Source organism: Rhizobium sp. ERR 1071, from assembly GCF_007828675.1.
In the GTDB taxonomy this organism is placed as follows: domain Bacteria; phylum Pseudomonadota; class Alphaproteobacteria; order Rhizobiales; family Rhizobiaceae; genus Rhizobium; species Rhizobium dioscoreae.
Genome location: NZ_VITM01000002.1, coordinates 651,319 through 675,056, shown reverse-complemented (window position 1 = coordinate 675,056; position 23,738 = coordinate 651,319). Strand labels below are relative to the sequence as shown.

Annotated in this window: 20 protein-coding genes and 1 pseudogene; 10 read left to right on the top strand and 11 right to left on the bottom strand. The window is 59.0% G+C overall.

Annotated features, from left to right (window positions below; translation table 11 throughout):
• The gene (gene dnaG, locus FBZ99_RS08580; protein ID WP_145632486.1) at nt 1-1,986 is read right to left on the bottom strand and encodes a DNA primase; all 1,986 of its coding nucleotides are present in this window, start codon (nt 1,984-1,986) and stop codon (nt 1-3) included.
• Between the two features lie 569 nt (nt 1,987-2,555).
• Between dnaG and FBZ99_RS08575 the strand changes: the two genes are divergently transcribed.
• Nucleotides 2,556-2,789, top strand: a complete 234-nt coding sequence (locus FBZ99_RS08575; RefSeq protein ID WP_092711581.1) for a hypothetical protein — start codon at nt 2,556-2,558, stop codon at nt 2,787-2,789.
• Nucleotides 2,790-3,144: 355 nt separating this feature from the next.
• On the opposite strand, the gene FBZ99_RS33425 is transcribed toward FBZ99_RS08575, so the two are convergent.
• Nucleotides 3,145-3,372, bottom strand: a complete 228-nt coding sequence (locus FBZ99_RS33425; RefSeq protein ID WP_233788719.1) for a hypothetical protein — start codon at nt 3,370-3,372, stop codon at nt 3,145-3,147.
• Between the two features lie 126 nt (nt 3,373-3,498).
• Between FBZ99_RS33425 and FBZ99_RS33420 the strand changes: the two genes are divergently transcribed.
• Nucleotides 3,499-4,041: a hypothetical protein gene (locus FBZ99_RS33420; protein WP_233788718.1), complete on the top strand. Its 543-nt coding sequence runs from the start codon at nt 3,499-3,501 to the stop codon at nt 4,039-4,041.
• Here the strand turns inward: FBZ99_RS33420 and FBZ99_RS08565 are convergent.
• Nucleotides 4,022-4,474, bottom strand: a complete 453-nt coding sequence (locus tag FBZ99_RS08565) for a GatB/YqeY domain-containing protein (protein ID WP_095435367.1) — start codon at nt 4,472-4,474, stop codon at nt 4,022-4,024. The two genes, FBZ99_RS33420 and FBZ99_RS08565, sit on opposite strands and share 20 nt — an antisense overlap.
• A 299-nt stretch (nt 4,475-4,773) precedes the next feature.
• On the opposite strand from FBZ99_RS08565, the gene carA reads away from it, so the two are divergent.
• Entirely contained in the window at nt 4,774-5,982 is a 1,209-nt protein-coding gene (carA, locus tag FBZ99_RS08560; RefSeq protein ID WP_145317573.1) for a glutamine-hydrolyzing carbamoyl-phosphate synthase small subunit, read from the top strand.
• A gap of 115 nt (nt 5,983-6,097) precedes the next feature.
• Here the strand turns inward: carA and FBZ99_RS08555 are convergent, their stop codons facing one another.
• The 4 genes from FBZ99_RS08555 to FBZ99_RS08540 all read right to left on the bottom strand — a co-directional run bounded on the left by FBZ99_RS08555 (nt 6,098) and on the right by FBZ99_RS08540 (nt 10,636).
• Complete coding sequence (locus FBZ99_RS08555) at nt 6,098-6,670, bottom strand: EVE domain-containing protein (protein ID WP_145632483.1); 573 nt, start codon at nt 6,668-6,670, stop codon at nt 6,098-6,100.
• A gap of 92 nt (nt 6,671-6,762) precedes the next feature.
• A complete protein-coding gene (locus FBZ99_RS08550; RefSeq protein WP_113332274.1) occupies nt 6,763-8,160 on the bottom strand; it encodes an MATE family efflux transporter in 1,398 nt (465 codons plus the stop codon).
• Between the two features lie 148 nt (nt 8,161-8,308).
• On the bottom strand, nt 8,309-9,565 hold the full coding sequence (locus FBZ99_RS08545) for a TCR/Tet family MFS transporter (RefSeq protein WP_113332327.1): 1,257 nt from the start codon (nt 9,563-9,565) through the stop codon (nt 8,309-8,311).
• Between the two features lie 159 nt (nt 9,566-9,724).
• The gene (locus FBZ99_RS08540; RefSeq protein WP_145632480.1) at nt 9,725-10,636 is read right to left on the bottom strand and encodes a LysR family transcriptional regulator; all 912 of its coding nucleotides are present in this window, start codon (nt 10,634-10,636) and stop codon (nt 9,725-9,727) included.
• A 121-nt stretch (nt 10,637-10,757) separates the two neighbouring features.
• Between FBZ99_RS08540 and FBZ99_RS08535 the strand changes: the two genes are divergently transcribed.
• A complete protein-coding gene (locus FBZ99_RS08535; protein WP_145632477.1) occupies nt 10,758-11,750 on the top strand; it encodes an aldo/keto reductase in 993 nt (330 codons plus the stop codon).
• A gap of 51 nt (nt 11,751-11,801) precedes the next feature.
• On the opposite strand, the gene ypfJ is transcribed toward FBZ99_RS08535, so the two are convergent.
• Complete coding sequence (ypfJ, locus tag FBZ99_RS08530) at nt 11,802-12,725, bottom strand: KPN_02809 family neutral zinc metallopeptidase (protein ID WP_113332271.1); 924 nt, start codon at nt 12,723-12,725, stop codon at nt 11,802-11,804.
• Nucleotides 12,726-12,819: 94 nt separating this feature from the next.
• A complete protein-coding gene (locus FBZ99_RS08525) occupies nt 12,820-13,311 on the bottom strand; it encodes a DUF2306 domain-containing protein (protein ID WP_186450294.1) in 492 nt (163 codons plus the stop codon).
• An 86-nt stretch (nt 13,312-13,397) separates the two neighbouring features.
• Between FBZ99_RS08525 and FBZ99_RS08520 the strand changes: the two genes are divergently transcribed.
• From FBZ99_RS08520 to FBZ99_RS08495, 6 genes and pseudogenes are all read left to right on the top strand, one after another.
• Entirely contained in the window at nt 13,398-14,219 is an 822-nt protein-coding gene (locus FBZ99_RS08520) for a LytTR family DNA-binding domain-containing protein (protein WP_145632472.1), read from the top strand.
• A 365-nt stretch (nt 14,220-14,584) separates the two neighbouring features.
• A complete protein-coding gene (locus tag FBZ99_RS08515; RefSeq protein WP_186450293.1) occupies nt 14,585-15,157 on the top strand; it encodes a DUF1190 domain-containing protein in 573 nt (190 codons plus the stop codon).
• Between the two features lie 11 nt (nt 15,158-15,168).
• A pseudogene (locus tag FBZ99_RS08510) lies at nt 15,169-16,325 on the top strand (glutathionylspermidine synthase family protein).
• A 221-nt stretch (nt 16,326-16,546) separates the two neighbouring features.
• Nucleotides 16,547-20,032, top strand: coding sequence for a carbamoyl-phosphate synthase large subunit (gene carB, locus FBZ99_RS08505; protein WP_145632463.1), 3,486 nt, complete (start codon nt 16,547-16,549; stop codon nt 20,030-20,032).
• A 254-nt stretch (nt 20,033-20,286) separates the two neighbouring features.
• Nucleotides 20,287-20,763 (top strand): transcription elongation factor GreA, encoded by a 477-nt coding sequence (greA, locus tag FBZ99_RS08500; RefSeq protein ID WP_069612629.1) that lies wholly within the window; start codon nt 20,287-20,289, stop codon nt 20,761-20,763.
• A gap of 6 nt (nt 20,764-20,769) precedes the next feature.
• Nucleotides 20,770-21,849, top strand: a complete 1,080-nt coding sequence (locus FBZ99_RS08495; protein ID WP_113351871.1) for a glycosyltransferase family 4 protein — start codon at nt 20,770-20,772, stop codon at nt 21,847-21,849.
• Between the two features lie 9 nt (nt 21,850-21,858).
• Here the strand turns inward: FBZ99_RS08495 and FBZ99_RS08490 are convergent, their stop codons facing one another.
• Nucleotides 21,859-22,773 carry a glycosyltransferase family 92 protein gene (locus FBZ99_RS08490; protein ID WP_145632828.1) on the bottom strand — a complete coding sequence of 305 codons (915 nt, stop codon included), beginning with the start codon at nt 22,771-22,773 and terminating at the stop codon, nt 21,859-21,861.
• A gap of 55 nt (nt 22,774-22,828) precedes the next feature.
• Nucleotides 22,829-23,737, bottom strand: a complete 909-nt coding sequence (locus FBZ99_RS08485; RefSeq protein WP_145632459.1) for a glycosyl transferase — start codon at nt 23,735-23,737, stop codon at nt 22,829-22,831.
• Nucleotide 23,738 lies beyond the last annotated feature (1 nt).

Genomic DNA, 23,738 nt, shown 5'->3' with positions numbered 1-23,738 from the left:
CTATTTTCCAGCAGCACCTTTGACGCGACCGGAGAGCACGCCGAAGCCATCGATGATCGCTTCCTGGTTTTCCAGCCGCAGTGCCTCGAGCTGTACTTCCTGCAAGGCGCGAATCAATGGCTCGATCGCTTCACCGTCGCCTTCTTCCGTCGCCTCGGCAATAGCACCCTCCAGCTCGATCTTATGCCAGCGCAATGCTTTCGAGCGCTTATGGAGCGCGAGCGCCTGGCGATACCCCTCGCGCGCATCCTCCATGGCGGCCTCCTCGGTCGCCGTCCACAGACGGGCATTGCGAATCTGCTGCTCCAGACCCTTCAGCAAGGCGCCGAAATCCTGTTCTTCTAATTGCTCGACCAGTCGCTCGCGGACGAGCTGAGGCCCGACAAGAGTTGCGGCTGCCCCGAGAACCGCGGACCAGAGCCGCTGCAACTCACGGCTGTCATAATCGATCGCGGCAATCTCGTCATATTCGTCCTGCAGCAGCGCCGGATGGTTGACGATGGTCAAAGCCAGCACGCTTTCGCGAAGGCTCGGAATATCCTGATGTCCCTTGATCATGGCCGAGCGCTGCAGGCGGTCGGATGCCGTCGTTGTCATTGCGGCCCCAACACGTGCCTGCCCGCTGCGACCTGCGAAGTTGCGGCCATTGCCGTCACGGGAAAAACCACGCCCCCGCTGGCCGCCCCGCTGGAACTGCGGCTGGAACAGCCCGTTCAGCCGCTCGCGCATATTCTGCTGATAATGGCGGCGCACATCTTCATCGCCGATGACCGAAACAATGCGCCGCAATCGCGCTTCCAGCTCCGCACGCGCCTCCGGCGTCTCGAAGGTGCCGCTGCCGGCCTCCCTCGTCCAGATGAGCTCAGCAAGCGGCTTTGCCTGCGCCAGCACCTTGTCGAACGGCGCACGCCCATCCTGCCGCACGAGATCGTCAGGGTCCTTGCCATCGGGCAATAGCGCAAAGCGCACGGTGCGGTTCGGTTTGATGTGCGGCAGCGCCAGATCGGCAGCACGATTGGCGGCACGGATGCCGGCACCATCGCCATCGAAGCAGAGCACCGGCTCCGGCGTCATCTTCCACAGGAGATCGAGCTGGCTCTCCGTCAGTGCCGTGCCGAGCGGCGCAACCGCATTCTCGACGCCGGCCTGATGCAGCGCGATGACATCCATATAACCTTCGACTGCTATAATCGTGCCAGCGCCGTCGGCACCCTGAGCAGCGCGGCGGGCGCGAGTGAAATTGTAGAGCACGTTGCCCTTGTGAAAGAGCTCTGTCTCGTTGGAATTCAGATATTTCGCTGGTGCATCCGGCGACATGGCGCGGCCACCAAAGGCGATCACCTTTTCCCTGGAAGAGAGAATCGGAAACATGATGCGGTCACGAAACCGGTCATAGGAAACCGGCACATTCTCGTGCACGACAAGGCCACAGGCCTCCATCTGTTCCTTCAGCACACCCTTGCTGGCAAGATGCTCTTTCAGCGCGTTGCGGCTATCGGGCGAATATCCGAGGCGGAAGGTTTCGATCGTGCGGCCGCTGAGGCCGCGATCGCGCAGATAGGCCCGCGCTCGTGCGCCGTTGGCCGTCTGTAACTGATCCTGAAAGAACTGCGTCGCCATCTCCATGACATCGAGCAGCGAGGTGCGTTCCTTCTCTTTCTTGGCCTCCATCGGATCCGCAACAGGCATGGGAACGCCGGCCATATCGGCGATCTGCTGCACCGCTTCTGGAAAGCTCAGCCCCTCCAGCTCGGTCAAAAAGCGGAAATGATCGCCCGTCACGCCGCAACCGAAACAATGGTAACGCCCCTTTCGGTCCTCACAGTGGAAGCTTGGCGATTTCTCGCCATGAAAGGGGCAGCAGGCCCAGTAATCGCCGCGCGGCACATTTGTCTTGCGCCTGTCCCAGGTCACACGACGACCGATCACGTCCGAAATCAAGACGCGGTCGCGAATCTCGTCGAGAAACGTATTGGAAAATCGCATGGCTACCTCTGGCTCATCCCATATAAACAGGAATACCGGGCATTGCCACGATGACCCGACCGCCTCCCACGCTATTCACAGCCCTTTGTCGGCGATCGCATTCTCACCATTCGATCACAACTCCGTGAACACGGCGACACATTTATCCGCATTCGTGTCGAAATCCACGGCTGCGTTCGACAGGCCTGAAACGCTCAAAAATCGCCTCGGCGTGACCGGAACTGGTAGGGTTATGTCCATAGGAGTAACTATTTCGTCCGCGAAAATCCGCCAAAAAGCAAAGACTTGCGCAGCCTATTGTCGATAAACGCGAATAAGAGCACTGCAATAGACAATCAATGGCTGCAAAGCAATGACGCCCGCGGGACACTCTCTGACGGCGCATTTGCGGCAAGGTTTGTAAGCCAAACATTATTTTTTTGTAATTTGATTGTTCGTGTGCGCCGCAATAGCGTTCTTCTCACAGGGCGAGACAAGCCGGCGAAGAAACTTCTTTGCGACGCGACATGCCGAGACGCCCTGACGAACCGGAAGCCACCAGGTACGGGCTTTCAGTTTAGGAGAGGGAAATGCGCATTCTGATCGTACCCTTGGCAGCAGCGGCCATCTTCGCCACAGCGACCTACAGCTCGGCCACGATGGACAGCGGCGCCAGCGAAAAGAATGTGCTCTATGCCGGTGCGGGATATCAGTTGCCGGCGAATATGAAAGTTCCTGCCCTTACGGCAGGCGTAAAGGTTCAAATGTCCGAACTGCCGCCGCAGGCATTGGCTTTGCCCCAGCAGATTAGGATCTTCAGATAAGTTCAGCAGATACTCAGGTGGGGCACCATCCCTACCCCCGGCGCCGCCCCACCTGAGTGCCTTTGCAAAAGACGTTTGATTTTTGGGCCCCACCCTGCGTCATCGAACGTCAGCAAAGCGCAAGAAGGCAGGAGCTCCCCCAGCTCCTGCCTTCTCTAATTTTGGGCCATCTCAATTTCGCGACAACACGAGCATTGAACATAGGCTGCGGACCATCTTTGGTTCGTCGGCGCAAGTATCTTGACGCAACGACCTCGATCGATATCTTTTATTATCTACGTATATGCGATCTTAGTAATTATCTCGTCAGACAATTTGAAACTTTGTTCAGCTGATCGGAGACGGTTGCATGTCTTTATCCGCGAAGGAACTTGTTCAAGACCCCAAATTTTTCACGGAAATCCTCGATTATACACGAGAGATTATATCCACTTATGATGAGAATCAGCGCGTATGCTCTGTCTTTGCTTCGCAGCAACGCTGGCTGATGGCGCTCGCCGGCTTCGCCCTTTATTGCGGCGGCATCGATGGAGAACCGCCCGGCATTCATGCCAATCGCTTCGCCAACTATATCGTCGAACATGAAATCGCCAGCCACAACACCGCGCTCAGCTTCATTCAGGAGATGCTGGCTCTCGGTTTTCTGCGCTATCTGCCGGTCACGAGCGACAGGCGCGCGCGGCCGATGCAGCCCACGGAAGAGGCAGCAATGCAGCTTGCGAAATGGATGAGCATCCATCTTTCCGTGCTGGATCGATTGGATGGCGGCAAGCGCAACGCCCTGTTCAGCAAAAAACCGGAGCTCATTGGTCTGCTACAGCCCCCGATCTCGGTCGGCATCATAGAAAATGACGACCTGCGCAATCCGGGAGAAACGTTCGATCTGTTCACCTGGGCAAATTCAGGCGGCATCATCATGGATTATCTGATCTCCCGCATCGTCACGATCAACACGACGACTCAGAAAGCGGTCATCGGGCCGGTGGCCTTTACGGATATCTGCAACCGGTTTCTCATCTCCAGGACCAATGCAAAGCGACTCATGAACAAGGCCATAAAGATGCAAAGCGTCGGATGGACGGGATCGCCGGGGCGGAGCCAGCTTTGGCTCTCCACCGCTTTCATTGAGGAATATCGGAATTATCAGGCGGGGAAGCTCGCCATCATAGACGCCGCCTGGCAAACTGTCCTCGGCACGCGGCCGGTCCGCATGCCGAGGGTGAAACAGAGTTTTACTTCAGCAGTTCCTTAAGGATGGCCGAGGCTTTTGCGAAATCCATCTGGCCGGCATAGCGCTCGCGCAGGGCGGCCACACACTTGCCCATATCCTTCAGGCTCTGCGCGCCGAGTTCTGCGACAATCGCAACGCAGATCTCACGCACCTTTTCTTCGGAAAGCTGCTCGGGCATGAAGCCCTGGATGACGGCGATCTCTTCGCGCTCCTTGTCGGCGAGCTCCGGGCGGCCGCCGTCGATGTAGATCTTCACCGATTCCTCGCGCTGCTTGATCATCTTGGCGAGCAACTGCAGGATCTCATCCTCGCTCGCCTGTTCCTTGCCGAGACCGCGATTGGCAATGTCCTTGTCCTTGATCGCAGCAAGGATGAGACGGACGGTCGAAAGCCTCGCCGTGTCCTTTGCCTTCATGGCGTCCTTCTGGGCATTGGAAAGGGTTTCGCGGATCATGTCTCTAAACTCCTTGAAGCAGGCCGGCGACGATCGCCCCGGCCACTTATGTCATGTTGCTGTCTCTTAAACCAACAGTGCCGATCAACGCAATTGCGCCCGGAAGCCCGAATTCCCTATCAGGAAAGCGAAAGCGCGCATTGACCGGCTCGCCTTGTTTAGCTATGTCCATCACCTGCACATTAGATCGATAGGAAGATCTCAAGCCGCGACCTCGGTCGACGGCTGCACCTTGCTACAAACATGGCGGAACCGCCGGTCTCTTCAAGGCCGCGCCCGACGCCGGAAACGGGATGACTATGACCGCCACAGCCCCATGGACCACTGAAAAGCCGACCGCCCTCCTCGTTCTCGCGGATGGCACCGTGATCGAAGGCAAGGGTATCGGCGCGACCGGCAAGGTCCAGGCCGAAGTCTGCTTCAACACGGCGCTGACGGGTTATGAAGAGATCCTCACCGACCCCTCCTATCTCGGCCAGATCGTCACCTTCACCTTCCCTCATATCGGCAATGTCGGCACCAACGATGAAGATATCGAAGACTTGACACCAGCCGCCCGTCACGGCGCTGTCGGCGTCATCTTCAAGGCTGATATCACCGATCCCTCGAACTACCGTGCCGCCAAGCACCTCGACCAGTGGCTGAAGGCGCGCGGTATCATCGGTCTCTGCGGCATCGACACCCGTGCGCTGACCGCCTGGATCCGCGAGAACGGCATGCCGAATGGCGTGATCGCTCACGATCCGAACGGCGTCTTCGACATCGAGCAGCTGAAGGCGGACGCCAAGGCGTGGAGCGGTCTCGAAGGTCTCGATCTCGCCAAGGTCGCTTCCTCGGGTCAGTCGTCGCAATGGTCGCAGACGCCCTGGGTCTGGAACGAAGGCTATGGTGAACTCGGCGCCGACGACGCCAAGTACCATGTCGTCTGCCTCGACTACGGCGTCAAGCGTAACATTCTGCGCCTGTTTGCCGGCCTCGATTGCAAGGTCACGGTCCTGCCAGCGACGGCTTCGACGGATGACGTGCTTGGTCTCAAGCCGGACGGCATCTTCCTGTCCAACGGTCCCGGCGACCCGGCTGCGACGGGCGAATATGCCGTGCCCGTCATCAAGGACCTGCTGAAGACCGAAATCCCGCTCTTCGGCATCTGCCTCGGCCACCAGATGCTCGGTCTGGCGCTCGGCGCCAAGACGGCGAAGATGCATCAGGGCCATCACGGCGCCAACCATCCGGTGAAGGACCACACGACGGGCAAGGTCGAAATCGTTTCGATGAACCACGGCTTCGCAGTCGACTCCAACTCGCTGCCGGAAGGTGTTGAGGAGACTCATATTTCGCTCTTCGACGGCAGCAATTGCGGCCTGCGCGTATCGGGCAAGCCGGTCTTCTCGGTGCAGCATCACCCTGAAGCGTCACCCGGCCCGCAGGATAGCCACTATCTTTTCCGCCGCTTCATCAACCTGGTGCGCGAGAAGAAGGGCGAAGAAGCCCTGGCCGAACGCGCCTGATAAAGCCGACCATCCAATCGCATGAGAAAGCCTCGGATTGGTACCAATCCGAGGCTTTCTTTTTGTGCGTCAACTTGGGAGGTCTTTCGTCGCATATGTTCATGCTTGCCCGAGCTCAGGCTTGCAGGCGGCGCTGCTTGACCACTTCGAGCTCGCTCATCAGGATTTCTTCGAGGAACTCGAAATCCGATTGTCCGAATTCAACGAAGCCGAATCTCAGCTTGTAACCCCAATTCTTGTCCTGGGTGAAATCAAGCCAGCCCAGGAGAGGACGGAGCGGCTGTTCGGGCGCATCAAGCCAATCCACATCCTTGCGATAAGCTTTTCGGCAACCCATCTCGGCGAGATAAGGCTCACCCTCACGGACAAAGCCGATAGCAGTGAAACTCTGAAAGCCGTCCCTCTCGCCCATCTTGACGGATGGGGAGTAGTAGACGATGCCGTCGCCCGGCTTGATGCGCTTCAAGGGGGCCCGCTTGCCATGATTCACTTGCATGAAGCCATGTTCGCGCCCAATGCGTACATGCTCAGCACTGGCCACAGCCAACCAATAGGACTTCTGCTCCGGCTCCGGTCGCCGGGACGAAGTGTTGGCGTGCGGCAGGAGGCGTACAGCCGCCCCCCGATTGATCTGGTCGTCCCGCGGGAAAAGCGCGACATCGTTACGATTACTTGCCTTGAATAACATGGTCGTCTCCCGTCTTTGGTATGTCACCAATATAGACGACCATGCTGTCAAGTTTTGTCAGTAGTCTCGCAACGCAACGAAGACCGTCGCTATCAGGCGGCAGCCTTCTCAGCCCGTACGAGAATGTAGAACCGGGCGCACAGCATCGCCGCCGCAGAGGCAAGGCCGAGCAGGAAGCCGAACCAGATGCCGATGCCGCCGAAGCCGAGCGGAAACGCCAGCAGCCAGGCGAGGAAGAAGCCGATCGGCCAATAGGCGATCAGCGCCAGGATCATAGGCACGCGCGCATCCTTCAGACCACGCAGCAGGCCGCTCGCAATCGCCTGCAGCCCATCGACGAGCTGGAAGAAGCCGGCGACGACAATCAGCGGCGCGGCAAAGGCAAGCACCTGCGAGGCCTCGGCCGAATGGACGTCCAGGAACCAGCTTGCCAGCCAGGATGGCACGGTTGCAAACAGGATGCTGCCGCAAACCGCAATGCAGCTCGAAACGATGAGCACCACGATGGCCGCGCGCTTCAGGCCGAAATGATCGCCCTGGCCGTGCGCGACGCCGACGCGCACGGTCGCAGCCTGGCTGAGGCCGAGCGGGATCATGAAGGCGATCGAAGCCCACTGCAGCGCGATACCGTGGGCAGCAAGCTCGATCGTGCCGATCTGCCCCATCAGCAGCGATGCCGCGGTGAACAGGCTGACCTCAGCCAGAACCGTCACACCGATCGGAAAACCAAGCCGGATGACATCCCACAAAGCATGCCAGTCGGGCCGCCAGAATCGAGCGAAGATCTCGTAGCGCCGCGTTTCCTGGTGGGCCTGCACGTAACCGACGATGAAGAGAAATCCGGCCGTCTGCACGGCGACGGAGACAATGGCCGCGCCATGCAGCCCCATCGCCGGCAAGCCGAAATGTCCGAGCACCAGGATATAGGCCAGCACGGCATTCATGACCAGCATGGCGATGGTGACCTTGAGGATGATGCCGGCACGGCCGATGGCGCTGACCAGCGCCCGGATGACATTGTAGAGCAGCCCCGGCAACACGGCGAAGTGGCCGATGTCGATATAGCCGCTCGCCAATTTCGCGACGTCAGGCTTTTGTCCGGCCGCCAGCAGAATCTGTTCGGAATAGAAAAATGCCGGCTGCACCAACAGCCAATAGGCCGTTACGACCCACAGGCCCATACGCAGTGCACGGCGCACCGAGGTAACGTCGCCTCTGCCATAGGCCTGTGCCACCAGCGGCATGACCGCGATGGAAAAGCCCGAACCGAAAACCAGGATCGTGAACAGAAACTGCGCGGAAAGTACCATTGCAGCCAGCTGCTCGGCGCCGAGCCGGCCGACGATCATCACATCAGTGGTATTGATGCCGAGCTGCGCCAATTGCGCGCCGATCAGCGGAATGCCCAGCGCAAGCGTTGCGCGAACATGTGCAGACCACGAATTATCATTGTCATGCGCGTGCGGGCGCGCAGGTACCGGCATATCCATAGCGAAGACTCGATCTTTAGAATCGCGCGGACCGCCCTACCCATGCGTGCGCGAGCCTGCCGCATTAACGCAACTTAGCTTAAAAAGCCAGCAGACAAGCCCATGATGCTAAAGAATTCATCGGAGCATCAAAATATCTGATGATTTTTTAGGCCGCCTCGCCCGCTTGCGATTGCGCGACCGCCTTCGGTTCCGTCTTGCGAACCTTCATCACAAGTACGACAAGCCCGCCGACCACCAGAATTGCGCTCATGATGAAGGGAGCACCGGCAAAAACGACGGGTGCGGTCGGCGCGGTATAATACTGAAACAGATAGGGAAACAGCACCGGCCCGATGATGGCAGTAATACTCGTCAGGCTACCGAGCGCCCCCTGCAATTCACCCTGTGCGGAAGGCGGAACCTTGCTGGCTGCAATCGATCGCAAAGGCGCATCCGCCACGTTTTCGATGACAGTCAGGACGATAACCGCGTAAACCATCCATCCTTGCCATGAAAAGGCGTAACCGATCAGACCGAGACAGGAAAACACCATCCCGAGCACTGCGGTCTTCCACTCCCCGAGCACAGGCACGAGCCGCGGCAGTACCAGACCCATGGCGATGGCGGCACCGATCCCATAAACGGCGAGCGAGAAGCCGATCTGCCCTTCGCTCCAGTCATAGCGATAGGAGGTGACGAAAGCCCATACGGCCGGATAGACGCCGTGCGCCAGCCAGTTCAGGAACATCACGACGCAGACCCAGCCGATGCCCTGGTAGCGGCGCATCTGTCTGAGTGCGCCGAACGGATTGGCGCGTGTGATCTCGAAGGGCCGGCGATGCTTGGCATCCAGCGTTTCCGGCAAGAGGAAATAGGCGCCGACGAAATTCAGGAAGGCCAGAGCCGCCGCGCCGTAGAAAGGCACGCGCGGCCCGAACTCGCCGAGGAAGCCGCCGATAACAGGCCCGAGCACGAAGCCGACGCCGAAAGCCATGCCGATCAGGCCGAAATTCTTCGCGCGGTTTTCGTCATTGCTGATATCGGCGATATAGGCCGAGCAGGTCGAGAAGCTTGCGCCGCTGATGCCGGCAAGAATGCGGCCAACGAACAGCATCCAGTAGGAGCCGGCAATCGCGCAGATGAAATTGTCGATGGCGAATGTCAGTACCGAAGCAAGCAGAAGCGGGCGGCGGCCGAAACGATCGCTCAGATTGCCGATCAACGGCGAAAACAGGAACTGCATGGCGGCATAGGCCAGCAGCAGCCAGCCACCCTCGGTCGCCGCCGTACTGACCGAGGCACCCGTCAATTCCTCAAGATATTTCGGCATGACCGGCATGATGATCGCGATGCCGATGACGTCGAGGAAGAGAATGAGGAAGACGAGGAACAGGCCCCGACGGGCGAATTTCTGATCGATCATGGAGGTGCCTTCTGGCGGCTCCGTCTCGATGAAAGAGACAGAACGTGAACGAAAAACCGGAGCGTCCCCCATACATAAAGATTTTGGCGGAAACAATCCGTGAACGCTTCAATCTTATTGATTTATTGACCGGTTTCTTTGATCTTCGGCGCAAAGCGACTATCTGTCGCGACTGCGTTTGTGCTCGCGATTCAGGAAATCGACGAAGGCTCTGAGTGGCGTCGGCATGTGCCGCCTGCTGGCGTAATAGAGAAACGGACCGGAAAAGACCGTGTCCCACTCTTCGAGGATCGGCACCAGCTCCCCGCGGGCAATCTGCGGCTCAAGAAATTCCTTGAATGTTCGGATGATACCCAAGCCAGCCGCGGCCGCGCTGCGTTCGATATCGATCGAATTCGTCGCAACGACCATCGGCGGGGCGATGAAGATCGTCTCGCCGTTTCTTTCGAACTCCCAGGGAACGACGGATCCGCTCAGAAAGCGATGACGGATGCAGCGATGCTCCAATATATCGCGCGGATGCCTCGGCGTGCCATTTGCCGCGAGGTAGGCCGGTGCCGCAGCCGTAACATAATACTGTTGCCGCGGCCCGATCGGCACGGCGATCATGTCCTTTTCCAGCCGCTCATCATAGCGAATACCGGCATCATAGCCAGCCGCCACGACGTCGATGAAACTATCCTCGGCAACGATTTCGACCGAGATCGCCGGATATTCCCTCAGGAAACGGCTGATGATATCGGGCATGACGACCATGGCAGCAACCGTCGGAACATTCAGCCGCAACGTTCCGCCGACGCTGTCGCGAAAGCTGTTGATGTCATCGAGCGCGACGGCGATCTCGCTCATGGCCGGCGTCAGGCGCTCCATCAGCCGCTCTCCCGCCTCCGTCGGCGTGACGCTTCTCGTCGTACGATTGAGCAGGCGGACCGCCAGCCGCTCCTCCAGCCGGCGAACCGCTTCGCTCAACGAGGAGGCGGAAACGCCGCGCCTGCGCGCTGCCTCACGAAAGCTGCGCTCGCGGGCGACGGCGGTAAAGGCGACCAGATCGGCCAGCGGCAAATCATCCATTGTACGAAATTCCAAACAACCCGTTTCGATTTACCTGGATTATCGCACAGGGATTGATGGAGTAAATATGACAATAGAAGCCATCGTGAGATGGCGCACGCCTTAGCCAAGGAGAAGCAGGATGGAAAAAACTCAACTGGGTAGGGCCGGCCCGCAGGTATCGGCTCTGGGCCTCGGCTGCATGGGCATGTCCGGCATGTATGGCCCGTCCGATCGCACAGAAAGCATAGCCACCATCCATGCCGCGCTCGACGCCGGGATCAACCTGCTGGATACGGGTGATTTCTACGGCATGGGCCACAATGAGATGCTGATCGGCGAAGCCATCAAGGGATTGAAGCGGGACGATTTCCTGCTGAGCGTCAAGTTCGGTGCACTCCGCGATCCCTCCGGCGCTTGGCTCGGTTACGATGCCCGGCCGGCGGCGATCCGGAATTTCGTCGCCTATTCGCTGCAGCGGCTCGGGGTCGATCACATCGATATCTACCGCCCGGCCCGTCTCGACCCGAACGTGCCAATCGAAGATCAGATCGGCGCGATATCGGATCTCATCAAGGCAGGCTACATCAGGCATATCGGCCTGTCGGAAGTCGGCGCCGACACCATCCGCCGTGCCGCTGCCATCCATCCGATCGTTGACCTGCAGATCGAATACTCGCTGATATCGCGCGGCATAGAAGACAAGATCCTGCCGACCTGCCGTGAATTAGGGATCGGCATCACCGCTTACGGCGTGCTGTCGCGCGGTCTCATCAGTGGCCACTGGCAGAAAGATAATGTCCAAAAGGGCGATTTCCGCACGATAAGTCCGCGCTTTCAGGCCGGAAACGTCGAAAAGAACCTGGAACTGGTCGAAGCTTTGCGCGGGATCGCCGAGGCGAAAGGCGCCAGCGTTGCACAGATCGCAATCGCCTGGGTCGCAGCTCAGGGCAAAGACATCGTCCCGGTCATAGGCGCCCGCCGTCGCGATCGCCTGACGGAAGCCCTGGGAGCGCTCTCGGTTGAATTGTCGCAAGCCGATATGGCAGCAATCGAATGCGCGATCCCGAAAGACGCTGCCGCCGGCGGCCGTTATCCGGAAGCACAGCTGACGCATCTCGACAGCGAGAAATAATGCGCCAAAGGCTTGCCCGCTCGCCGGTATCACGGGAGCGGGCAAGCAAGATCAGACCGGATTATTCAGCGTATCGCAATCCGAGAGCTTGCCGGATTCAAAGCCCTGCTTGAACCACTTTACGCGTTGCGCCGACGTGCCGTGGTTGAAACTGTCGGGAACGACATAGCCTTGCGTGCGCTTCTGCAGTGTGTCATCGCCGATCTGCTGCGCCGCATTCAGCGCCTCTTCGAGATCGCCGGCTTGCAGGATGCCCTTCTGCTGGGTGAACTTGCCCCAGATGCCGGCGAAGCAGTCGGCCTGCAGCTCGATGCGCACCGACATCTTGTTGGCGTCCACTTCGCTCATGTTGCGGCGGGCCTGATTGAATTTCGGCAGGATTCCGAGCAGGTCCTGCACATGGTGGCCGACCTCATGTGCGATCACATAGGCCTGCGCGAAATCGCCGGACGCGCCGAACTGATCCTTCATCTGCTGAAAGAAAGCCATGTCGAGATAGACCTTCTGATCGCTCGGGCAGTAGAACGGACCGGTAGCCGCGGAAGCCTGACCGCAGGCCGAAGGGAAACTGCCGGAAAACAGCACGAGCTTCGGATCGGTATAGGTCTGACCCATTGATTTGAAGATGCCGGTCCAGGTGTCTTCCGTATCGGCAAGAACGGTCGCGACGAACTGCTTCATCTCGTCGTTGGCCGGCTGCCCGCCTCCACCGCTGTTGGAGGTGCTCTGCTGATATCCGGAGCCGCCACCTTCCAGCATGCCGCTCTGCTGCAGCAGGCCGATGACATCGACGCCCATGGCCCTCAGGATCAGGAAGATCACGATAAGCACGATAATGGTGCGGAAGCTCAAGCCACCGCCACCGATCCCTCCGCCCGGAAACCGGAAGCCGCCGCCACCTATCCCGCCGCCCATCGGCGATGAGCCGCGTTCGTCTTCGATATTGTCGGATTGCCGACGCCCCTTCCAATCCATAGTGCACCTCCTGGCGATGCCTAAAATTCAAAGTCCCTTGAGGCATTTATATATCCAGGATGTGCAACAAAGCCAGTTGGCTATCGACAGAACATCAGCTTAAACGCCGCCGCTGCCTTATTTCTTTGGACATCAGCCATAAAAGCGCGATGGCTATACCTGCCGCGACCAGAAATGGCGCTGTTTCATTTCCATCGAAGGCCACCTTGTTGATTATCCGCCCCGGAAGAAAGGTAAAAGCTCCGGCACCCACGATGCCGCCGAAGTAAAGGCCTCTGACGATGCGCTTATGCGCGTCAATATTGTGCTTGCGGGCATTGGCGATCGCTCCCCAGCAACCGAAGAGAACGAATATGGAGAGCAGGTGGATGGGACTGAAGCCGTAGAACATGTTGATCTGATGGATGAAAAAGCTCGATAGCGCGGTCACCACCATCAGGACCAGCCAAATCTTGCCCAGCAGGCGATGTCTTGGCGTTCCCTTGGGCCTGACAAAAAGATAGGCTCCAAGCAAGGCGGCCGGAACGACCGCCGCGACATGGATCTGGATCGCGATTGGGGCATCAAAAAGCGGCTCGAACGTCATGATCTCTATCCGGTTGAGTTTATCGAGCCTTTCCGCGATAGTGCTGTTCTCTCAACCGAAATTGCGCGAAAGAACGGGAAATCTTCGTGGATCACACCCTTCTGCAATCCACGCTTCGCGAATTGCAGGTCATCCAGCGTTCACCGCGCTTCTGGGCGACCTTCGTTACGATCGTCCTGATCTTTGCCTTGACCGGACCGTATGGCACCCTTGAAAGGCTGATGCCGGGAGCCAGACTGTGTTACTGGCTTGCGTTGCATGCCATGGCGTGGTCGATCGCGATCGTCTTCTCCATCGTCGCCGAAATTCTGCTGCGCGGGCAAATAGCAAGCATGTTCGCAAGAATGATGATCGGTTCCATCGCCGCCGCATTGCCGATCGGCTTCGGCATCACACTCGTCGATTTCGCATTCTTCGGCACCATGCCCACGGTAGTCGGCGGCCTGCACCAGTCCCTCGGATCGATACCCCTCTGCGCCCTCTTCTGTATTCTCGCCTATATGACCATGCATCGGCAGATAGCGATCGCAGCTGGAGGAGCAGAGCTCGAGGAGACAAAAACACGATCCGTCGCGACTGAGCATCAACCGCCGGCATCGCAGCCGCCGATTCTCCTGCGCCTAAAGCCGGAAAATCGGGGAGCCCTGATAAGGCTTACCGTTCGCGATCACTACACCGAGGTCGTCACAAGCCGTGGGCGCGAACTCATCCTGCTGCGCTTTGGCGATGCGCTTACGGAACTCGGCAATACGGAGGGCATACGCCTCCACCGATCCCATTGGATCGCGACGGACCACGTCGACCGGCTGAAACGCGACAACGGCAAGCTTTTCGTCATCACGCGCGACGGCGTGGAAGTGCCTGTCAGCCGCTCTTATACCGAAGCCGTCCGGCACCGTTTCGGCTGAAGACGGCACCGCGGCCGACAGGCCCATTCCAACCCGTAGTGCGCCTCCCGGTAATTCAGGCCCAGGAAGAGAGACGCTTTTTTCAAATGCCCCCACGGCTTACGAAAGCCGTAAAGCCATTCTTTACGAGCACAACCGTTGGCCTTAAAAAAATCAACCGAGCGCACGTCTACGTTCTTTAAATGCGGCCGATCGGCACCTAACTCTTTCTTCGCGCCTATATTCTTTACGTTGTATCCCTTACATATGTGGACAACCGCGATACCGCGCCTGCGTGTTTGCGGCTGATCGACCTAGACCGGTGGTATCCTTGAATATGCGGGCGCATGAACGCGCAATGCGCAGGGGGTTTTATGAAGCGATCGATGAGTGTGTCTCTGCTGCTCATGGGAACAGCGGCATTGGCGGGCTGCGGGCAAAAGCAAGACACCGTCCAGATATATAAGGACGTCGACGCGTGCATCGCGGGGGATGTCTTTTCCGCCGACGAATGCCGAACCCAATTTGCCGCAGCCGAAGAGGAGCGCCAGCGAAATGCGCCCGCCTACGAAACAGCGGCTAATTGCGAAAAGGATTACGGCGTTGGCAGATGTCAGCCGGCAACCAGCGCTCATCAGGCCGGAACGGGTCACTTTATTCCCTTGTTGGCCGGCTATCTCGTCGGCAGCGCCGCCAGATCGTTTGACGCCAAAGCACTTTACCAACCGCGTGGGAGCAGCGACTTCCGAACGGCCGCCGGACGAAGCCTTGCGAATGGCATGTTGCTTGGAAAAACAGTCTATGCGGAAAGAAAGGACGACAATACGCAATCGTCTTCCTCCAGTGGCGGCGGTGGTGGCGGTGGTTCCTGGGGGAAGTCTTCCGAACGATCGACGCGCTCAGCCAGCACGGTGGAACGCGGCGGCTGGGGCTCTCGCGGCTTCCACCTTTCGAGCTGACGGGTGAACGGATGAAACGTATTATCATGAATGAGCGGCCGGATTGGAAGGCCGACGCCGAAGCCTGTGGCTTCACCATCCATTCCATGTACGGTCAACGCTATTGGGATGAGAGACACGCCTACGCGTTTACCCTTGAGGAAGTAGAGACGAAACTCGAAGAACCCTCCGCCGAGTTGCTGGACATGTGCTATGCGGCGGTCGAACGGATCGCTTCGGACGATGAATTGATGCGCCGGCTGGCCATTCCGCCGGCCTATCATGACGCCGTACTGCGTTCCTGGCACAATCGGGAACGTGACCTCTACGGCCGTTTCGACCTCGCCTATGATGGGAACGGTCCGGCAAAGCTTCTTGAGTTCAACGCCGACACGCAGACCAGCCTGTTCGAAAGCGCTGTTTTCCAGTGGCGATGGCTGGAAGACATGAAGCGGCGCGGCGAACTCCCCTCCTCGGCAGACCAGTTCAATTCCATTCATGAACGCCTGATCGACGCGCTGCGCCGTCGGGTCGCATGCACTTTGCCGGTATGCTGGAATCGGAAGAAGACCTTGTGACGCTGAACTATCTTGTCGATTGCGCCGCACAGGCCGGCTGCGAGACGAAGCTGATCGCCATGCCCGATATCGGCGTCGACGACGGCCACCGGCTGATCGATCTTCAAGACGAGCCCATCGACTGCCTGTTCAAGCTCTATCCGCTCGAAGATATGGTGCGCGAGCCCTTCGGCCGCCATCTGCCCTCAACTCCCACGCGGGTCATCGAACCGCTATGGAAACTGACACTGTCCAACAAAGGATTGCTGCCGGTATTGTGGGCAATGTTTCCCGGCCATGAAAATCTATTGCCTGCCTATTTCGAGGACGATCCGCGTATCGGCAATCTCGGCGATCGTTATGTCCGTAAACCGTTGCTTTCGCGCGAAGGCGCGAATGTGACGCTCGTCAATCACGAAGCCGGCGTCGGTACATATCACGTCGAGGGACCCTATGGTGAAGAAGGATATATCAGACAGGCATTACACCTTCTTCCCCGCTTTGGCGATGATTGGACCGTCATCGGATCCTGGATCGTTGCCGGTCAGCCGGCGGGTATCGGCATCCGCGAGGACGATACTCCCGTCACGCGCGACACCTCACGCTTCGTACCCCATTATATCGAGAGCTAGTTGATCGATAGCATCAGTATGGGTTGCCCTTACCCGGCGTTTGGCCGCTCCATGACGATCTCGGCAGAATTCATGTCGATTCCGCCATTTATGGGGTTCCGTTTGCAAATACATTTGCCTATAAGCCGCTTCTAGCCTGAAAATATTGCCCATAGCGCCCCCGGCCGGTGACCTCCCACCCTGGCCGGTTTTTGGCGCAACGAAAAAACGGATGTGAGCCCATGCCGAAGCGCCAAGATATCAAATCGATCCTCATTATCGGTGCAGGACCGATTGTTATCGGACAGGCTTGCGAATTCGACTATTCGGGCACGCAGGCCTGCAAGGCACTCCGGGAGGAGGGCTACCGCGTCATCCTCGTCAACTCCAACCCGGCAACGATCATGACCGATCCGGGTCTGGCGGATGCGACCTATGTCGAACCCATCACGCCCGAAGTCGTCGCCAAGATCATTGCCAAGGAGCGTCCGGACGCGCTGTTGCCGACCATGGGCGGCCAGACTGCACTCAATACCGCGCTTTCGCTGAAGCGCATGGGCGTACTCGACCGCTACAATGTCGAGATGATCGGCGCCAAGCCAGCCGCCATCGACATGGCCGAAGACCGCGCTCTCTTCCGCGAAGCCATGGCTCGCATCGGCCTCGAAACGCCGCGTTCCATGTTGGCAAACGCCACCGATATCAAGGACGCCGACCGCAAGACGCATGAGGCCGAGCGGAGCAAGCTGAAGGCATCTCTTTCTGGTCCTGAGCTCGACAAGGCGCTCGACGAACTGGAAAACCAGTGGAACCTCGGCGAAAGCGATCGCAAGCAGCGCTATATGAGCCACGCAATGGCAATTGCCGCGCAGGCGCTCGATCATGTCGGCTTGCCCGCCATTATCCGTCCGTCCTTCACACTCGGCGGCACCGGCGGCGGTATTGCATACAACCGCTCGGAATTCTTCGAGATCGTCGGCGGTGGCCTCGACGCCTCGCCGACTACGGAGGTGCTGATCGAAGAATCGGTCCTCGGCTGGAAAGAGTATGAGATGGAAGTCGTCCGCGACAAGGCGGACAACTGCATCATCATCTGCTCGATCGAAAACATCGACCCGATGGGCGTTCACACCGGCGACTCGATCACGGTCGCTCCGGCGCTGACGCTGACGGACAAAGAATACCAGATCATGCGCAACGCCTCGATCGCGGTTCTGCGCGAGATCGGCGTCGAAACCGGCGGTTCGAACGTACAGTTCGCGGTCAATCCGAAGGACGGTCGCCTCGTCGTCATCGAAATGAATCCGCGCGTGTCGCGCTCCTCTGCGCTTGCCTCGAAGGCAACCGGCTTCCCGATCGCCAAGGTCGCCGCCAAGCTCGCTGTCGGCTACACGCTGGACGAACTCGAAAACGATATCACCGGCGGTGCAACCCCGGCATCCTTCGAGCCGTCGATCGACTACGTTGTCACCAAGATCCCGCGCTTCGCCTTTGAAAAATTCCCCGGCGCCTCCCCGGTTCTGACCACGGCGATGAAGTCGGTCGGCGAAGTCATGGCAATCGGCCGTACCTTCGCGGAATCGCTGCAGAAGGCGCTACGCGGCCTCGAAACCGGCCTGACCGGTCTGGACGAGATCGAAATCCCCGGCATCGAGGAAGGCGAAGGCAGCCAGAACGCCATTCGCGCCGCCATCGGCACGCCGACGCCGGACCGTCTGCGTATGGTTGCCCAGGCGCTGCGCCAGGGCATGAGCATCGAAGAGGTGCATGAAGGCTGCAAGATCGACCCATGGTTCCTCGAGCAGCTGAAGAACATCGTCGATATCGAAGAGCGCATCCGCGAGCACGGCCTGCCGCAGGATGCCACCAATCTGCGCATGCTGAAAGCCATGGGCTTCTCCGACGCACGTCTGGCGACGCTGACCGGCAAGCGCCCGAAGGAAGTAGCCGAACTGCGCAATTCGCTGAACGTCCGCCCGGTCTTCAAGCGCATCGATACCTGCGCCGCCGAATTCGCCTCGCCGACGGCCTATATGTACTCGACCTATGAAACGCCCTTTGTCGGCACCGCTCGTTCCGAAGCGCAGGTTTCCGACCGCAAGAAGGTCGTCATCCTCGGCGGCGGCCCGAACCGTATCGGACAAGGTATCGAGTTCGATTATTGCTGCTGCCATGCCGCCTTCGCGCTGAAGGATGCCGGCTATGAAGCGATCATGATCAACTGCAACCCGGAAACGGTTTCGACCGATTACGATACGTCGGATCGTCTCTATTTCGAGCCGCTGACCGCGGAAGATGTTATCGAAATCTTGCGCGCGGAGCAGGAAAAGGGCGAAGTCGTCGGCGTCATCGTCCAGTTCGGCGGCCAGACCCCGCTGAAGCTCGCCGAAGCCCTGGAAAAGAATGGTATCCCGATCCTCGGCACCGCTCCTGACGCGATCGACCTTGCCGAAGACCGCGACCGCTTCCAGAAGCTCTTGATGAAGCTCGATCTCAACCAGCCGAACAATGGCATTGCCTACTCGGTCGAGCAGGCACGCCTGGTCGCCTCCGAAATCGGCTTTCCGCTGGTCGTGCGCCCGTCCTACGTTCTCGGCGGCCGCGCCATGCAGATCATCCACTCGGAAGGCCAGCTGCAGGGCTACCTGCTCGACACGGTTCCAGAACTAGTGCCGGAAGACATCAAGCAGCGCTATCCCAATGACAAGACCGGCCAGATCAACACGCTGCTCGGCAAGAACCCGCTGCTTTTCGACAGCTATCTGACCAACGCCATCGAAGTCGACGTCGATTGCCTGTCCGATGGCACGGACGTCTACGTCGCCGGCATCATGGAACATATCGAAGAGGCCGGCATCCATTCGGGCGACTCCGCCTGCTCGCTGCCCCCTCGCACGCTCTCCGCAGCCATGATCGACGAACTCGAGCGCCAGGCGAAAGCAATGGCCAAGGCTCTCAATGTCGGCGGCTTGATGAACGTTCAGTTCGCCATCAAGGACGACACGGTCTACGTGCTCGAAGTCAACCCGCGCGCCTCGCGCACGGTGCCCTTCGTCGCCAAGACCATCGGCGCGCCGATCGCCAAGATCGCCGCGCGCGTCATGGCCGGCGAGAAGCTGGATGCGACCTTTGCCGCCTATGGCGAAAAGCCCGATCCGCGCAAGCTGAAGCATATCGCCGTCAAGGAAGCCGTCTTCCCCTTCGCGCGTTTCCCCGGCGTCGACACTCTCCTCGGGCCGGAAATGCGCTCGACCGGCGAAGTCATCGGCCTCGATACGGATTTCGCGCTCGCCTTCGCCAAGTCCCAGCTCGGCGCCGGCGTGGAACTGCCGCGTGACGGAACGGTGTTCGTCTCGGTTCGCGATGACGACAAACCGCGCGTGCTGCCGGCCATCCGCATGCTGGCCGAACAGGGCTTCAAGGTGCTCGCAACCGGCGGAACGCAGCGTTTCCTTGCTGAAAACGGCATCGAAGCGACGAAGATCAACAAGGTCCTTGAGGGACGCCCGCATATCGAGGACGCGATCCGCAACCGCCAGGTCCAGCTTGTCATCAATACGACCGATAGCAACAAGGCGATCTCGGATTCGAAGTCGCTGCGCCGGGCGACGCTGATGCAGAAGGTGCCCTACTACACGACCATGGCCGGCGCCGAAGCAGCCGCCATGGCAATCAAGGCGCTGAAGGCCGGAAACCTCGAGGTACAGCCGCTGCAGAGCTATTTCTGACGCAGCTAATTCGACCGTGGGGAGCGTGAGCAAGATAGCCGGCTCACGTTCGTTGCGGCCCCGACAGCCGATCGAATGGTGAGGGAGCTTCAACAGGAGCTTTTCCTTAAACCTTCGAATTTTCTGGCATTCGTCTGTCGCAATCTGCTATAGATGACAGAATAACGGCTCTGGATGGTTCCGAAGTACCCCTTCGGGACCTGTTTTCTTTTGTGTCTGCAGCAGAGCAACACAGGGAGTGAAGGACAAGAAAAATGGTTGAAAAGGTACCGATGACGCAGAACGGGTTCGTCAAGCTGCAGGAAGAGCTGCGCTGGCGTCAGCAGGAAGAGCGCCCGCGAATCATCGAGGCAATTGCAGAAGCGCGCGCCCACGGCGATCTCTCTGAAAATGCCGAGTACCATGCCGCCAAGGAAGCTCAGAGCCATAATGAAGGCCGCATCACAGAGCTGGAAGATCTCACGGCGCGTGCCGAAGTCATCGATCTCACCAAGATGTCCGGCTCGAAGATCAAGTTCGGCGCCAAGGTCAAGCTCGTCGACGAAGACACCGAGGAAGAAAAGATCTACCAGATCGTCGGCGATCAGGAAGCCGATGTGAAGGCCGGCCGCATCTCCATCTCCTCCCCGATCGCCCGCGCCCTGATCGGTAAGGAAGTCGGCGATTCCATCGAGGTCAATGCACCCGGTGGCGCCAAGGCTTACGAAATCCTCTCCGTCTCCTGGGGCTGATCGCCCGTGCGCGATCGCGAGACAGCGCATGCGAGCGATCTCCGTGAGATCGAAATCATAGCAACGAATTTCAAACGCCGGCTTTCCGGCGTTACGTCTACGATCGTGCAGCTCATCCCCAAGCAGGTCGAGCTCGGCTATCATATCGCCACACTCGGCCCTGGCCTGCCGGAAAACCTGCCAAGGCTCGGTTGGCTCCGCCTGCCCGGTCTCTGGATGAAGCCGCGCCGCTATCGCCTCCGCGTTTGGCATGCCCGCCGCAACAACGAAATGCTTGTGGGTTTGCTGCTGCGCTCCGTTCTGCGCATGCGCCTGAAACTTGTCTTCACCTCCGCAGCCCAGCGCCGCCACACTGGCTACACACGCTGGTTGATCCGCCGCATGGATGCCGTGATCGCCACCAGCACGCGCTCGGGCAGCTTTCTCGAAGTGCCGCACACCGTCATCCAGCACGGCGTCGACCTCAACAGCTTCCATCCGCCGGAAAAGCCTGACGACCGCATGGCCGCAACCGGCCTGCCCGGCACCTATCTGATCGGCTGCTTCGGCCGCGTCCGCCATCAGAAGGGCACGGATCTCTTCGTCAAGGCGATGATCGAGCTGTTGCCGCGCCATCCGGACTGGACCGCCGTCGTCTGCGGCCGCGTGACAGCTGAGCACCGCAGTTTTGGCGAGCAGCTGGAAAAGATGGTGGCCGATGCAGGTCTCACCGATCGTATCCGCTTCATGGGCGAAGTCGACGATATCAAACCCTGGTATCGCCGCGCCACCCTCTATGTCGCCCCTTCCCGCAACGAGGGTTTTGGCCTGACACCGTTGGAAGCCATGGCCTCCCGCACCGCTGTCGTCGCCTCTGATGCCGGCGCCTATGCCGAAATGATCGTACCGGGCGAAACAGGCGCCGTGGTGCCGGCGGGCGATGGCGAGGCCCTGACTAGAGCGATCGCCTTCTATCTTGCCAATCCAGAGGAAACCCTTCGCCAGGGCGAAAATGCCGTGCGCCATGTGCGCAGCGAGTTCGCTTTGGAAAAGGAAGCGACCGCTATCGGCGAGGTCTACAAGCGGCTGCTTGGCGCCAACAAGTGAACGGACCGATCAGCGGCTAAGATCAATATGGTTGCGCTCGATGAATTCGATCATCGAACGATCCTCCATCATGTCTTCCTCGATGCTTTTGACGATGGACAAGACCTTGTCCCGATATTTGGTCACACTGCTGTCATAGGTCCAACCCCGCGCCAGCTTCTCCATCAGCTCCTGCCGGGATTTTGTATAGTAGTGGTTCAGCTGCAGAAATCGGTTTGAATAGAACTCAGGGGACTTGCGTGCACGCCGAGTAAACCGCTTGCCGGCGTCATTGGCTGTCAGATCGCCATAGGCACGCGTCTGGAACTGGTGCACACTGACTTCGGTGACTTCGCATGGATCAACGATGCATTTGAAATTGCTGACATTTTCCTTTGCTGTCATCGGATCGGCGCCGCGCATCGTATAATTCAACGTCAAAGGTCCGTCCGGCGGTGTCTCATGGCCGCTGGTCGCAAACATATGCCAGGGCAGCGAGACATTCGGGAAATCGCCGACGACCTCCAGCGCCTGCTCGACCGTCGCGGCGTCCTTCGGCAGCAGGAATTCGTCGACATCGATGAACGCCATCCAACGATAATCGCCGCCAAAATTCAGGATCGCATGGGCGAAGGTGATGACCTGGCCGTTCAGTACCGCTGATGTCGCCGCATCGCGCATGCGCCCAGCCCAGGGAATAATCGTCAAAGCATCTTCAGAGAGCAGGCTTCGAAGAAGCAAGCAGGTCTCGTCCGTCGAGCCATTGTCATAAATATAGAAGTGGCGAATGCCGACTGCCTGATGGAAGCGCACCCATTCCTCGATGTAACGGGCTTCGTTCTTCACGCAGGCGGCAATGGCAATGCCATGGCGCCCTGCCCTTGGCTCCGGCGGATCGATGAACAGCTTCTTGGCGTCGGACGCCTTGGGTTTCAGCCAGCGCATAAGCTTCATTCCATCGACCCTAATTTCAAAGCAGCCTCGCCGACTCCATCGAAGATCACGCCCGCGGCTTCAATGCAAACCTGTCGTCGTAACCAAAATCATATTTGAGCAATGCCGAAATGCGGGAGTAGTTGACGAAAGAGACGCCGCGCTCGGCTGCGATCTGCCGCGCAAGCACCAGATGCTCGATGATACGACTCTCTGCCCGCGCAATGCCGGAGAACGCCATGTCGCTGGGAGTCTCATAAAACCGCGGCTCGCCGGCATTGGATATATCGATCCCCAGGAAGCCGACCTGCTGCTTTGCGCAGTAAAGGGCAAATTGCAGGGCCGAGACGGCGACGGACCCACCCAGAAACACTCCTCGGTCCGGCGAAAGCGAAAAACCCGCCGACCCCTCGGTATTCAATCGTACATATTGCAGTTTCTTGAGGTCGTCGACCGAACGGCGGCGAGCACCATAGGGCTTGCGGATATCGTCGATCAGGATGATGGTCTTGTCCACCAGCCAGCTTTTGTCGATCTCGCACAGCGCACGCAGCACCGCCACGGAAAACAGGCAAAGCGAACCGGGAGCCACCTTCTCGCGCAGCATGTCGAGATGTCGCCAGACAAAACGCTCATCCTCGACGGAAATTGCCAAAGGCTCGCCGATCCGGTCGCCAGACAGGCCGATGGCACCGTTCAAAAGAATGGCACTGCGGAATTCCAGACCACTCAGATCGCAATCGCGAATTGATGGACCCGAGCCGACGATGTAGACCGCATCGCCGCAACGTTCGCGCAGACGATCCATGCCGGCAAGGCTTGCAACCTTGGCGCCGCGGTAAAGCACCTCGCTGACATTCTGGCTGCGAACGATGCTGAGCCCCGGAAACCAGTCCTGCACATGAGCCCGGGAACCGCCTAGAAAGAGGCGCACGCCAGACTTAATCACCGACCGATGCCAGGGGCGATCCGCCATT